The organism is Pseudoalteromonas sp. A25 (genome assembly GCF_009176705.1).
In the GTDB taxonomy this organism is placed as follows: domain Bacteria; phylum Pseudomonadota; class Gammaproteobacteria; order Enterobacterales; family Alteromonadaceae; genus Pseudoalteromonas.
On sequence record NZ_AP021847.1, the window covers coordinates 224,939 to 237,343 of the forward strand.

A 12,405-nucleotide genomic window follows, 5' to 3' on the forward strand; every position below is an offset into this window, starting at 1 on the left:
CTTTTCTTTTTATTATGCTAGCCTGCGTAGCGATTGGCTAAATAGCTAAACGTCGCCCTTAAGCCCAACCCTTCACCACCTGCAGGACGACCTGGCAATGAGCGAACATTCCAAGCCATCACATCAAAATGCACCCAAGGAGTCTGCTGTGGTTCTACAAATTCTTTTAGATAAAGCGCGGCAGTAATGGCACCACCAAATGGTGTTGAACCACAATTTGCGATATCTGCTACATCACTTTTGAACAACTCTTTATATTGGTCGAATAGAGGCAGCTGCCAAACTGGATCTTGCGTATTTGCGCCTTGCTCAATTAGCCCTGCCGCAACGTGGGGATCGGTACTAAAAAAGCCTGGTAGCTCTGTACCTAGCGCCACGCGACAAGCACCCGTTAAAGTAGCAAAGTCAACCAATAAGTCTGGCGATTGACTTTGCGCTTCTGCCAAAGCATCACACAGCACTAGTCGGCCTTCAGCATCGGTATTATCAATCTCTACTGTGATCCCTTTACGCGTTTTGATAACGTCACCCGGCCTAAATGCGTTTTTAGACACCGCATTTTCTACGGCAGGAACCAACACACGCAGACGCACTGGTAAATTAGCCGCCATCACCATGTGTGCCAATCCAATCACATGCGCTGCGCCGCCCATGTCCTTTTTCATATTTCGCATGCCTGAAGCAGGCTTAAGATCTAAACCACCAGAGTCAAAACATACTCCCTTGCCAACCAAAGTCAGCTTAGGGTGTTTTTCATCTCCCCATGTTAAATCTAACAATCTCGGTTTGTTATCGCTGGCCCTGCCAACCATATGAATAGTCGGATAGTTTTGCTCTAAAAGCTCATCACCAATAAACTGCGTAAACTGACCGTCAAAGCGCTGCGCCAACTCATCCATTGTTTCAGCAAGATGCTGTGGCATCATATCGGCTGCTGGTGTATTAACTAAATCGCGCACTAAATAAATAGCTTCTGCACAGCGCGTCACTCGCTCTAACATAGCACTATCAGCAACAGCGAGTTGCGACTCAACCTTAGCCATAGATTTGTAGGCGGAAAACTGGTACGCACCTAATACAAAACTCAACGCTTGCTGTTCAACAAACTCGTCACTGCCTTGGAGTTGGTAAACACCTTTTGGTAGTTGCTTAGCAAGCTCTCCCGCTAACCACATAGAATCTAAAGAGTCAACTAAGCAGATCACGGCAGCCAGCTCTTCGCTGTTTTCTTGTGGAACCAGAAAATACTTCGTATTAGCAGTTTTGGTTGCTCTGACCAACGTTTGCGTTAGAGCAGGCTGAGATTTCAACCAGTTATCAAGCTGAGGTTTCAAAATGAAGTGAATGGGAGTGCCAGTACTGGCTTGAACAAGTAATCCGCGCATTATAATTTTTCTCGTACTTTTAAAAGTCTAATTTAAGAATAACAAGTTACGAGCTTGAAATCACTTATTTACGCGCAGCTTTATTTCCTGGTGAAAATGAACTTGGCAACACGTCAACCCCCACCCATTGACCCAATTTAACTATCAACGGAATGGTGATTGGCGCAAAAGGTAATAAAGCAAATACACCAAGCCCTAATCCTTTTAACAAATCAACAAACTGTTTATTTGCTACTTTTAGCTCTGCTTTGTGTGCTTTACCTGAACTATACCTTTTATAAATATCTAACATCTCTTTGGTTTCTTGCTTTTCTTGAGACAAAGCAAGCTTGAGCTCGATCATCGCACGGCGCAACCGTATTTGTTGTCTTTTTTTTGAAATTTTTGCAACCCTTATCGGCGCCTTGTGAACTACTTTTATCAGCCTCATGCACTACCACTATCCAAATAGGTTATAACGAGTTTAGCAAACTTTTCTTTAATGTTACTATGTGATTTTAGTCTTAATGATGTACCGAGATGACACTGCTACCGAAAAAGCAAATAAGCGAACCTCAAAAGCCGAAATCTGATGAATGTTGTGGTGGCGGAAGTTGCTGCCCCTGCGTTTGGGACACATACAGAGCAGCAAAAAAAGAGTGGTTAAAAAACCAACAAAAGATTCCCCTTTCGAACAAATAACAAGCAAACAAATTGCATTAAAAATTTAGTTTCCCTGCGCTTTTTACCCATTTTTTAACTGTAACTTACCGTTAACCCTTGGATTTAACGAAAAATTATTTAAAAATTTGCCTTTATTTAAATCGCTGCTACGGTTATAACGGGTGCAAAGAATATTTGCATCACAAGTTAATGATATGTATATATAAGTTGCAATAAAAAGCAAACATGAGTTTTGTTTAAAAGCTTATGACAACAAAAATCAAACTGGGGAAACAGGATGAAACTACAATTAAACGCGATTAGTCGTGCAATTACTTATGCTATCGCTTCAACTGCATCTGTTGGTCTATTTTCAACAACCGCTATGGCGGAAGAGAATAGTGCTAAAAAAGAAAAGATTGAAAAAATAGCGGTCGTTGGTTCGCGTGCAGCACCTCGTTCAGTAGGCGACTCACCAGTACCAGTCGACATTATCGGCGGTGATGAGCTAAGCAAAGCTGGCGGCGATGACATGCTCGAGCTTCTAAAAGGCTCTGTTCCATCACTAAACGTACACCAAAACCCAATCAGTGACGCTGCGTCTTTAGTACGTCCTGCAAACCTTCGTGGTCTTCCAGCAGACAGTACATTGATCCTACTTAACGGTAAACGTCGCCACCGCTCATCCGTTATCGCCTTCCTAGGTGGTGGTATCAACGATGGTGCTCAAGGTCCTGATATCTCAGTTATTCCAAGTATTGCACTTAAACAAGTCGAAGTGTTGCGTGACGGTGCTGCAGCTCAGTATGGTTCAGACGCTATCGCAGGTGTAATTAACTTTGTTTTAAAAGATGCATCCGAAGGTGGCAGTTTTTCAGTAAAACAAGGCCAGTACTTTGAAGGCGATGGTGATACAACAACATTTGAAGGTAACGTTGGTTTACCATTCTCAGACGACGGCTTTGCTAACCTAAGTTTCCAATATAAAAATGCCGATCCGACAAGCCGCAGTGTACAGCGCCCTGATGCCGCAGCCTTCACAGCGGCTGGTTTAGAAGGTGTCAGAAACCCAGCTCAAGTTTGGGGTGCACCAGAGATAAAAGACGACATCAGCTTATTCGGTAACGTTGGCCTTGATTTATCAAATGATTCGCAGTTTTATATGTTCGGTAACTACTCAGAACGTGATGTAAAAGGTGGATTCTACTATCGTAATCCAACAACTCGACCAGGCGTTTACGGTGGTAACATTCGCTTGGTTGATGGTGTACCAACCAGAAGACACCCAACTGATGAAGCATTGCAAGCAGCATGGGATGCCGCGACTCCTACAGTACTTGTTGGCTCTAATGACGGTTACGATGCTCAGCTAAACTGTCCAGTAGTAGAGATACAATCTAACGGTTTACCAGATCCAGATGCACTCAACTCATTATCAGCCTCTAACTGCTTTGCATTTAACGAAATGCTACCGGCAGGCTTTACACCTTTCTTCGGTGGTAATATCACAGATACATCACTGACAATTGGTACTAAGGGTGAGATCACAGAAGGCTTTATGAAAGGCGCTTTATATGACTTAAGCGGTTCAGTTGGTCGCAATGAGTCTCGCTATTTTATTACCAACACAGTAAATGCCTCATTGGGCGCAGAAACCCCAATGGAGTTCAGCCCAGGTAAATACATCCAACTAGAGAAAAACTTTAATGCAGATATCTCAAAAGGCTACGATTTCGACTTAGCGTACGATGTAAACGTAGCAGCTGGTCTTGAGTGGCATGAAGAGACCTTTGAAGTAATCGCTGGTGACGAAGCGTCGTTTATTGCTGGTCCATTAACTGAGCAAGGCTTCGGCATCGGCTCAAACGGCTTCCCAGGCTTTAAACCTTCAGCAGCAGGAGAGTATAGTCGCCGTAACTATGCAGCCTATGTTGATGTTGAAACACCATTTACTGAAGAGTTCTTAATGGGTTGGGCACTTCGCTTTGAAGACTACGATTCATTCGGCTCTACAACAAATTACAAAGTAACCGCTCAGTTCCAAGCAACCGATGATTTATCTTTCCGTGGTTCAATCAGTACTGGTTTCCGCGCACCGACTGTTGGTCAAGCAAACGTCAGTAACGTTCAAACTAACCTTAGCAGCGGTGTGTTAGTAGACTCTGCACTATTACCACCAACAAACCCAGTGTCTAAAATCTTAGGTGGTACAGAGCTACAGCCAGAAGAGTCTGATAGCTACACATTTGGTGCGGTCTATCAATCAGGTGACTTGTTCATGACGATTGATTACTACAACATCCAAGTGGAAGACCGTATTAGTCAATCAAATAAAATTGACCTAACACTCGCTCAAAAAGCGGCGCTTAAAGCAGATGGTGTACCCAACGTAGATAGTCTTGCACAAGTAAGTTTCTTTACTAACGACTTTGATACAACCACGCAGGGTGTTGACGTAGTAGCGAACTACTCAATGGATATGCTAGGTGGTTACTCTACCTTTGCGTTCGCTTATAACTGGAATGAAACTGAAGTTGATAGATTCTCAGCAATCACAGGCGACTTCAAAGTTAAGCGTTTAGAAAAAGACTTACCTAACCACCGTGCAACATTTACTTGGACGCAACAGTGGGAAGATTTCACAGGCTTTGTTCGTTACAACTACTTTGGTGAGTATCAAGGTGTGCACGTAGACTATGATGCTACAGCAATTATGGCAGATCCGTCTGTTACATTTGATGCTGAACTAACCTACTTCGCCACGGAAAACATTAGTTTAACTGTAGGTGCAAATAACATCTTCGACCAAGAAGCAGAGAAGCTCGATTTCCAAAAGGCAACTGGTATTCCTAATAACAATTGGGGTGGTAAATACTATGAGACGTCTCCGTATGGTATCAACGGTGGCTTCTATTACGTGAAGGCAACCTATACCTTCTAATTTTTTACTGTAACCCAGCAGTAAAGGCGAAATGGCATTGGCTATTTCGCCTTTTTGTTTTTATCATCTACATATCAGAATTAAATACCCAACCGCACATGTTATTAATACAAAGAGCCAATGAATTAATGGATGAAAATAAACTCAGAGAAGCTGAGTTTATGTTTAAGGCCGTACTAAAAGAAAACAACCACAATGGCTCTGCACTATTTGGTTTAGGGCGTATATGCGTTCAGCTTGAAGACTATGACAGCGCAATTTACTATTTACGCAGAGCATGTGAACACCTTCCCAAGCAATTAGAACCTCTATTTACCCTTGCTTTTTGCTTTATACAAGTGGGCTCACCTGTTGATGCCAAAACCGTTTTAGAATATACCTTGAGCGTGGCAAAACACAGTGCTAGGGCACATTATGAGCTAGGGCAATTTTATTTAGACTATGGGTTCGTAAAACAAGCAAGGACCACATTTTCGCAAGGTATTCATTGTGCTCATCAAGAAGTTACTCCTTACATATTTCGAGAGCTAGTACAATTAGCGCCCAGCCAAGATTTACCAGATTACCTTGAGCCGTTAGAAAAACTACTCGAAGAATATGATGATAAGCGAATGAATATTGTCAATTATTACTCGTTAGGAACGTGTCATCACCGCCTAGGTAACCACGAGCAAGCTTTTGAATATTTTAAGCTCGCAAACGATCTACAATTACAATTCTGTGATTTTAGAACTCACCACATGCTGCCTTTTTTTGCACAAATAAAGCAACATTTTAATGCTGAGTTTTTCCAAAAGCCGACTGATCGTGTAAAAACGACGTTTACGCCAACATTTATTATCGGGTTACCACGAACAGGTTCGACTTTGCTCGAGCAAATGTTAGTACAGCACAGCTGTATAGGCTCGTTAGGTGAAAGTACCGTTCTAAGCGATAAAATTGTGCCATTTCTAGTTAAACGTTCCGAGTTACCTTTTCCATTTTGCTTTGGTAACTTAAGCACTTCGGCGTCGGATTATTGCCGTAACTTATACGTAGATGAAATTAAAAAGCAACGAGTACCTGATGAAGTAGTCATTAACAAGCTACCCGCCAACTTTCAGAACATTGGCATGATTTATAGGTTATTCCCTAATGCTCGCTTTATCCATCTAACACGTGATTTTGGTGCTACTGCGTGGTCAGTATTTAGTAATCACTTTAATGCCGATGAGCCCTATTTTTGTTCTTTAAGTGAGTTTAAACTTTATGCAGAAGCAGAAGATGAATTAATGGCTCATTTTAAACAGCAAATACCTGACAGCATCCTTACCCTAAGCTATGAATCACTGGTTGCACAACCTGAGAAAGTGATAAGCCGCACTTTAAAGTTCTTGGGCCAGAAGTATGAGCCGGAATGCATGAAGTATTATGAGGATCATCGACCTGTGAGTACATTAAGTAAAGCTCAGGTTCGCAAGCCCATTAGCAAAGCTCCGCTAACCAACTGGCAAAATTATCAAGAAAAAATGATTGAACTGTTTAACAGTGGTGAGCAAATCGATCATATCGAGCAAACCAATCCAATAAGTCTTTAAACTGATCGTGATGAGCCGCTTTGTGAGTGAGCATATCTATATGGCCGTAATTATGTTGATGTCCATGTTTTCGGCCATATTCTTTCAACTCTTGGACGCCCACGCCAGATTCTTGTATAAATTTTTTGATGTCAATAGGTTGAGCAAGTGCTTTATCTTTTACACCCGCGATGTGCAAAGTAGGTGGCAATTTCATATTTTTTAATGTTTTGGCATAGTCAAAGCCATCATCTGAGTCCATCCAAGGTTTGCGCTTTGCCCACTCCATTCCTTGCTCATGAGACTTTTTCGTCTCATTATCACTTCCCCAGCGGAGCTTTTTAGCGGGTAAGAATCCATATTTTTTTGTGTATAAAGGCGCTAGTCCATACCATATCAGGTTTGCTTGCAAGTACTTGCTATAGTGATGATTATGTAAAGAGCGCTTAGAACCAAAATATGCACATGCATCAACTTTGGATACATCGTCGGGAAAGCGCGCAAAATAGCTATTCATTAACACTCCTCCCCATGAATGAGCAACCCAATATCGTGGAAAACTGCCGCCATGCTGGTAAATAAACTCAAGCATCGCCGGGATGTCCTCCACAATAGCCTCTGTTTGTCCATAACTTGATTGCGCAGATATGAGAGGCACACTATCCCCTCTGCCACGCAGGTCACCAACATAGCAACGATATCCTTGAGATGCTAAAAATGGTGCAAGCCCTTTATTACTTTTGGTATAAAATATTTTGCCATTTTCTACCGCACCATGCATAAAAAACACTATTGGCCCATCGCTATTGGGCTGAGCAATATATCTTAAATGTAATTTCTGGCTCTCACGCAGACAAACAAACAAAGAGGTTTGGTTTATCATTATTGATTCTTATTATGAACTCACCAACTCATCCTACCAGTAGTTTTAATCTCTCGCAATCGCCTGAGTTTGGCACAACTCAACAGTAAACGATATAATGGTATGCCAACACTAATTGAACGATTATCAATGCATAATAGAAACAAACACCGCCATGGCTACGACTTTAAAGCCTTGTGTAAAACTTTACCTCAGCTGAGTGAGCACCTAATTACCACACCAAAAGGCACACAAAGTATCGATTTTGCAAAACCAAGCGCCGTCGTTTGTCTTAACCAAGCCCTGTTAATGCATTACTATAACGTTCAGTTTTGGTCTATCCCAGACGGTTTTTTGTGCCCACCTATTCCGGGGCGAGCTGATTACATTCATGCATTAGCAGATCTACTAAACCAACAACAACCAAATCCACAAATCCGCGTTTTAGACATAGGTACTGGTGCAAACTTAGTTTACCCTTTGCTTGGCAATGCTGAGTATCAGTGGCAATTTACCGGCTCCGATGTTAACCCCAACGCAATTAAGTGTGCAAAAGCGATTATCGATGCAAACAAACTAAATATTGCTTTGGTCCAACAAAATAACCCCAGCACTATTTTTGAAGGTGTGATCCAACAAAAACATTTTTTTGATGTAACGATGTGCAACCCTCCATTTCATTCAAGTAAAGAGCAAGCACAAAAGGGAACACGTCGAAAATGGCAAAACTTAAAGCAGCAAGAAAATAATAAACTGAATTTTGGTGGACAAAGCCAAGAGCTCTGGTGTGACGGTGGTGAGCGAAAGTTCATCAAAACTATGATAAGAGAGAGTAAAAATTATGCCCAACAGGTGGGATGGTTTACATGCTTAGTCTCAAACAAAGACAATTTATCTCCCCTCAAGCTCTACTTAAAAAAGCAACAACCCGCAGAGATAAAAGTCATTAAGATGGCGCAAGGTCAAAAAATTAGCCGCTTTATTGCTTGGCGTTATTGTGACTAACTTTTTTAATCTAGAACAAGTTATATTGTACTGGGCCGCAAAAACAAGATGCGGCCCTATCATGTCGTGCGAGGCTTTACTCGGCTGCTTTTATTGCCTGCTTTAATTGTGCTTTGTAATGAGCCCGACACATCGATACATAACGGTCATTCCCACCAATTTCAACCTGCGCGCCATCGGCAATAGCAACCCCATTTTCATCAGTCCTGAGCACTCTGTTAGCCTTTCTTCCACAGTGACATACCGTTTTTAGCTCAATTAATTTATCAGCCCACGCCAATAAATATTGTGAACCTTCAAACAATTCGCCTCTAAAGTCCGTTCTAAGGCCATAGCAAAGTACCGGTATTTTTAATTCATCCACTACGTCTGTTAGAGCATTAACCTGAGACTTACTTAAAAACTGACACTCATCAACCAAAATACAGTCAATTTTCTGCTCACGATGTTCATCTCGTATTATCTGCATTATGTCGCTTTGGACATCATAAACATGCGCGTCTGCCTCAAGGCCGATTCGAGATGCCACTTTACCCACACCAGCTCGGTTATCTATCGCAGCGGTAAGAATAAAAGGTGTCATGCCACGTTCACGGTAGTTAAAAGCAGATTGCAATAAAGTTGTTGACTTTCCAGCATTCATTGCTGAATAGTAAAAATAAAGTTGTGCCATAAAATTATCTTTGAGCTAAAAATGGCAGTAGTCTAACTAAAGTTAACTACGTTTACTATTTTACTTTGAACTCGGCATGTCAGACACATGGCTATTAATTTGTTGATGTTCCGCTGCCAAGTACTCCATATATACGTCTGCAAACGGAAATTGAGCAAGCTGTTGCCAAAGTTGCTTTGCTAGCCCCTCGTTGTTTTCAAAAAACAGCTTAGAGTATGTTAAGAAACCAAAACTAGTATCAAATGGCGGGTAAAAAGCATGAAGTTTCTTTGCATAAGGAAACGCTTTGACAGCTTTGCCATTTATCATGCATAGCCCTATCGTTGCGTCTACTACTCGCTTATTTACTAAATCAAATGCATCCAACTGAGAGAGTGTATCTACTTTTACAAATCGTGTATCACTGAGGCTATTAGCTGATGAATATCCACGAGGGATAGCCAAACTAAAGCTGTCTTTCGTGGTTTTTAGTTCATCAATAAACACTTTGTCTCCAACTAAACATCGACCAAACTGATTAAGGGCCAGTGATGTATTCAGTTCTCCCGATTCAGTGGTAGGAAACACCATATACTGCGACCTTTCAGGCCGGTAGCTTGCGATCACGGCATCAACCTTATTACGCTTCATATCATGCAAACACCGCTGCCAAGGTTCGCGAACAAATTGAATATTGAGCCCTTCGATTTGTCGCTCCATCATTTGTAAAACTTCTATGCTCACGCCAGGGCGAACGCTAGGCACAGTTAACCCCACTCCCATGTACGATGGTGCCAATTCCTTATCTTCATAGCAAAAAGTAAGTGTTGTCGCGCAAACAGGTAAAGCGAACAAAATTAGGGTAAAACATACCAACAGCTTTTGTAACAACAGAGGTTACTCCAAGTCTTTTATGTGCGTGCCAAATAAGTATATCTAATTTAATTTATTTTGCTGTTCATGTTTAAGCAACCAAGCTTTTTTTTCTACTCCACCTGCGTAGCCCGTCAAAGTACCGTTTGCACCAATGATCCTATGGCAAGGAATAATAATGCTGATCGGGTTTTTGCCATTCGCCCCACCGACTGCGCGCACCGCTTTGGGTTTTCCCAAAAAGTTAGCCATCCACCCGTACGTATTAGTTTGCCCATACCCTACTTGCTTTAATAGTTGCCATACTGATTTTTGGAACACACTGCCATTGATATCTAAGGCAATATCAAAGTCGCGCCGAGTTCCTAAAAAGTATTCTTTTAACTGCTGCTTTGCTTGTCTGGTATGTTCGTTACACACTTCTTCATATTCATTTTTAGGGTTAAACCCGACATATGTTAGGCCGTAACTTGATGATTGAATCGTTAGTACACCGATGGGTGTATTCATAGTATGTTGGTAAATCATAATTGTTGCCAAAGTTGAAAAGTTAAGTAACTGCGAAATGGCGCACAAGCTTGTACTTCCAATTCACCATGCTGCGCAAATGCTTTCTTTATGCCTAGATCTCCTGCAAGATAAATATCGGGGTTACTTTGTCCTCGCATCTTGGCATAATCAACGGTCCATGGCCCCACCCCTTTAATACACAACCATTTATCTAAATCAAGACTGTCACTTTTTTTACTGTAGTATGTCGCAAAACTTGCTAATGCTTCCTTACGCCGTGCTGGCATCTTAAAAAACGAAAACCCGTTGTCTTTCATAGCGGCTGGTTTTGGAAACAGTCGTTGGCCTAGATGATTTCCCTCTCCCAACTCACTCACAAGAGTTTTAAGTAAATTTCTCGCTGCACTAACACTCACTTGTTGCCCTAAAATGGCACGCACTCCTGCTTCAAATTCACACCAAAGACCCGGCAAACGCAAACCTTCTGTTAACTTAAAAGTTTCTGGTAATACCCGCTTTAAGTGTGCTTCTATAAATGTAGGATCCGAATCCAAATCTAACACTCGTTTTATATTACCGACTATCAGGTGCAATCCAGCCACATCATTAATCGAAATTTTTACTCTAAACCTATGATTGCTTGGTTCAAACTCAACTTCAAAAGAGCCATCGTAATCACCTAAACAATAGGTACGCCCATAACTATTCGCTGTTAACCATTCAACCGGCTCAATCAATCTTTTTGATAAAAATTCATGTAAAGCATGCCAATTATATGGAGGTCTAAAAGGCAAGAATAAGGTTATGTGCGACTGCGACTGCGCTTTTTTGTGCCGTAATTGACTTGGTGATAGTTGATATAACCTTACAAAAGCGTCATTAAAACGGCGTAATGAATTAAAGCCACTTGCAAAGGCAATGTCTGCAATTGACATCGTGGTTTGTTGCAACAACTGTTTAGCGAAGTCACATTGTCTATAAAGCGCATATTGCTTCGGGCTCGTACCGTAAAACTGCTTAAACAACTTATTTAAATATCGTTGCGTAATACCCAAACGCTCAGCTAATTGGGCTGTCGTATGTGTTGATAGTTCACCCTCATCAATCATCTTTTTCGCTCTAACCGCCGTTGTTTGGATACCAAGCCATGCATAACTACCGGGGGCTGCGTCAGGTCGACAACGAATACATGGTCGAAAGCCTGCATCAGCGGCATTATGAGCATATTGAAAATACTCAACATTACCTTCTTTTGCCGCGGGCGCAGGACAAATCGGACGGCAATAGATGCCTGTTGTTTTAACCGCAACATAAAACAAACCATCAAATCTATGGTCGCGACTTTCACGGGCTTTTTGGCAGATAGCGGCACTGAGCATAAAACTTCAATCAAATAAGGTCGAATAGGCTTAGTTTATCGCAAAAATCCAATAGCGATCGCCATAAATGGAACTAGACCTAAAGCAACCCAATCTTATGGCTGCTTAAATTGACCAATTTACTAATGTTTGATAATTTGTCGCTCGAACATAATCTAAAGTGTATCAATAGCCTTGAACTTAAAAACTATTTTCAGCATCATCATCACCTTAGCAATTGCAATGCAATCTGTTGGGGCTAGTGCTGCCAGTACACAAGTTCATCAGATTGATATCGAACACTTGCAAAGCGAGCATGTTCATAGCTCAAAGCTGAGCAGTTTAAACGATCAATATGACCAAGATGGCCACAATATAAAAGACTGTCACCATTGTGGTCACTGTAGTGGCAGCCATTTAAGCTGGTTTGTCAGCAAATCAACAACCGCATTGTATGTAAAGCAACCTCGTGATGACATTGACCATGAGCGCTCACAAGCGCAATATCGTCACGAACCACAATTCAAACCGCCAAGAGCTTAATCTCACCCTTTATCAGCCACAAAGGCACTTAAACCCTCACATTTTTAGCGCATAAATTGTTGCTATACAGCGCTGCGC

At 41.7% G+C, this 12,405-nt stretch carries 12 protein-coding genes; 5 read left to right on the forward strand and 7 right to left on the reverse strand.

The genetic code is table 11. The annotated features are described in order from the left end of the window. Window positions 1–17: 17 nt before the first annotated feature. A complete protein-coding gene (locus GDK41_RS17660) occupies window positions 18–1,385 on the reverse strand; it encodes a leucyl aminopeptidase family protein (RefSeq protein WP_152087798.1) in 1,368 nt (455 codons plus the stop codon). 64 nt (window positions 1,386–1,449) lie between these two features. Beyond that, on the reverse strand, window positions 1,450–1,815 hold the full coding sequence (locus GDK41_RS17665) for a hypothetical protein (RefSeq protein ID WP_152087799.1): 366 nt from the start codon (window positions 1,813–1,815) through the stop codon (window positions 1,450–1,452). 89 nt (window positions 1,816–1,904) lie between these two features. Here GDK41_RS17665 and GDK41_RS17670 point away from each other — a divergent pair, with 89 nt between their 5' ends. From GDK41_RS17670 to GDK41_RS17680, 3 genes are all read left to right on the forward strand, one after another. Then, window positions 1,905–2,066: an oxidoreductase-like domain-containing protein gene (locus tag GDK41_RS17670; protein ID WP_152087800.1), complete on the forward strand. Its 162-nt coding sequence runs from the start codon at window positions 1,905–1,907 to the stop codon at window positions 2,064–2,066. Between the two features lie 259 nt (window positions 2,067–2,325). After that, complete coding sequence (locus GDK41_RS17675) at window positions 2,326–4,968, forward strand: TonB-dependent receptor plug domain-containing protein (protein ID WP_152087801.1); 2,643 nt, start codon at window positions 2,326–2,328, stop codon at window positions 4,966–4,968. 98 nt (window positions 4,969–5,066) lie between these two features. Continuing rightward, window positions 5,067–6,545, forward strand: a complete 1,479-nt coding sequence (locus tag GDK41_RS17680) for a tetratricopeptide repeat-containing sulfotransferase family protein (protein ID WP_152087802.1) — start codon at window positions 5,067–5,069, stop codon at window positions 6,543–6,545. On the opposite strand, the gene GDK41_RS17685 is transcribed toward GDK41_RS17680, so the two are convergent. Next, window positions 6,490–7,407, reverse strand: a complete 918-nt coding sequence (locus tag GDK41_RS17685; protein WP_152087803.1) for an alpha/beta fold hydrolase — start codon at window positions 7,405–7,407, stop codon at window positions 6,490–6,492. The two genes, GDK41_RS17680 and GDK41_RS17685, sit on opposite strands and share 56 nt — an antisense overlap. A gap of 102 nt (window positions 7,408–7,509) precedes the next feature. Here GDK41_RS17685 and rlmF point away from each other — a divergent pair, with 102 nt between their 5' ends. After that, window positions 7,510–8,391, forward strand: coding sequence for a 23S rRNA (adenine(1618)-N(6))-methyltransferase RlmF (gene rlmF, locus GDK41_RS17690; RefSeq protein ID WP_152087804.1), 882 nt, complete (start codon window positions 7,510–7,512; stop codon window positions 8,389–8,391). A 76-nt stretch (window positions 8,392–8,467) separates the two neighbouring features. Here the strand turns inward: rlmF and GDK41_RS17695 are convergent, their stop codons facing one another. The 4 genes from GDK41_RS17695 to GDK41_RS17710 all read right to left on the reverse strand — a co-directional run bounded on the left by GDK41_RS17695 (window position 8,468) and on the right by GDK41_RS17710 (window position 11,805). Further along, window positions 8,468–9,064 (reverse strand): thymidine kinase, encoded by a 597-nt coding sequence (locus GDK41_RS17695; protein ID WP_152087805.1) that lies wholly within the window; start codon window positions 9,062–9,064, stop codon window positions 8,468–8,470. Window positions 9,065–9,124: 60 nt separating this feature from the next. Further along, entirely contained in the window at window positions 9,125–9,841 is a 717-nt protein-coding gene (locus GDK41_RS17700) for a transporter substrate-binding domain-containing protein (protein WP_152087806.1), read from the reverse strand. Window positions 9,842–9,979: 138 nt separating this feature from the next. After that, a complete protein-coding gene (locus GDK41_RS17705; RefSeq protein ID WP_172971670.1) occupies window positions 9,980–10,444 on the reverse strand; it encodes a methylated-DNA--[protein]-cysteine S-methyltransferase in 465 nt (154 codons plus the stop codon). Then, window positions 10,441–11,805: a DNA-3-methyladenine glycosylase 2 family protein gene (locus GDK41_RS17710; RefSeq protein ID WP_152087807.1), complete on the reverse strand. Its 1,365-nt coding sequence runs from the start codon at window positions 11,803–11,805 to the stop codon at window positions 10,441–10,443. The genes GDK41_RS17705 and GDK41_RS17710 overlap by 4 nt, the downstream gene beginning before the upstream one ends. 174 nt (window positions 11,806–11,979) lie before the next feature. On the opposite strand from GDK41_RS17710, the gene GDK41_RS17715 reads away from it, so the two are divergent. Next, window positions 11,980–12,327, forward strand: coding sequence for a hypothetical protein (locus GDK41_RS17715; protein WP_152087808.1), 348 nt, complete (start codon window positions 11,980–11,982; stop codon window positions 12,325–12,327). Window positions 12,328–12,405 lie beyond the last annotated feature (78 nt).

Coding starts and splice junctions, on each gene's coding strand:
- GDK41_RS17665 (WP_152087799.1), bottom strand. CDS start 1,815: ATGAGGCTGATAAAAGTAGTTCACAAGGCGCCGATAAGGGTTGCAAAA.
- GDK41_RS17670 (WP_152087800.1), top strand. CDS start 1,905: ATGACACTGCTACCGAAAAAGCAAATAAGCGAACCTCAAAAGCCGAAA.
- GDK41_RS17710 (WP_152087807.1), bottom strand. CDS start 11,805: ATGCTCAGTGCCGCTATCTGCCAAAAAGCCCGTGAAAGTCGCGACCAT.
- GDK41_RS17685 (WP_152087803.1), bottom strand. CDS start 7,407: ATGATAAACCAAACCTCTTTGTTTGTTTGTCTGCGTGAGAGCCAGAAA.
- GDK41_RS17695 (WP_152087805.1), bottom strand. CDS start 9,064: ATGGCACAACTTTATTTTTACTATTCAGCAATGAATGCTGGAAAGTCA.
- GDK41_RS17660 (WP_152087798.1), bottom strand. CDS start 1,385: ATGCGCGGATTACTTGTTCAAGCCAGTACTGGCACTCCCATTCACTTC.
- GDK41_RS17675 (WP_152087801.1), top strand. CDS start 2,326: ATGAAACTACAATTAAACGCGATTAGTCGTGCAATTACTTATGCTATC.
- GDK41_RS17705 (WP_172971670.1), bottom strand. CDS start 10,444: ATGATTTACCAACATACTATGAATACACCCATCGGTGTACTAACGATT.
- GDK41_RS17680 (WP_152087802.1), top strand. CDS start 5,067: ATGTTATTAATACAAAGAGCCAATGAATTAATGGATGAAAATAAACTC.
- rlmF (WP_152087804.1), top strand. CDS start 7,510: ATGCCAACACTAATTGAACGATTATCAATGCATAATAGAAACAAACAC.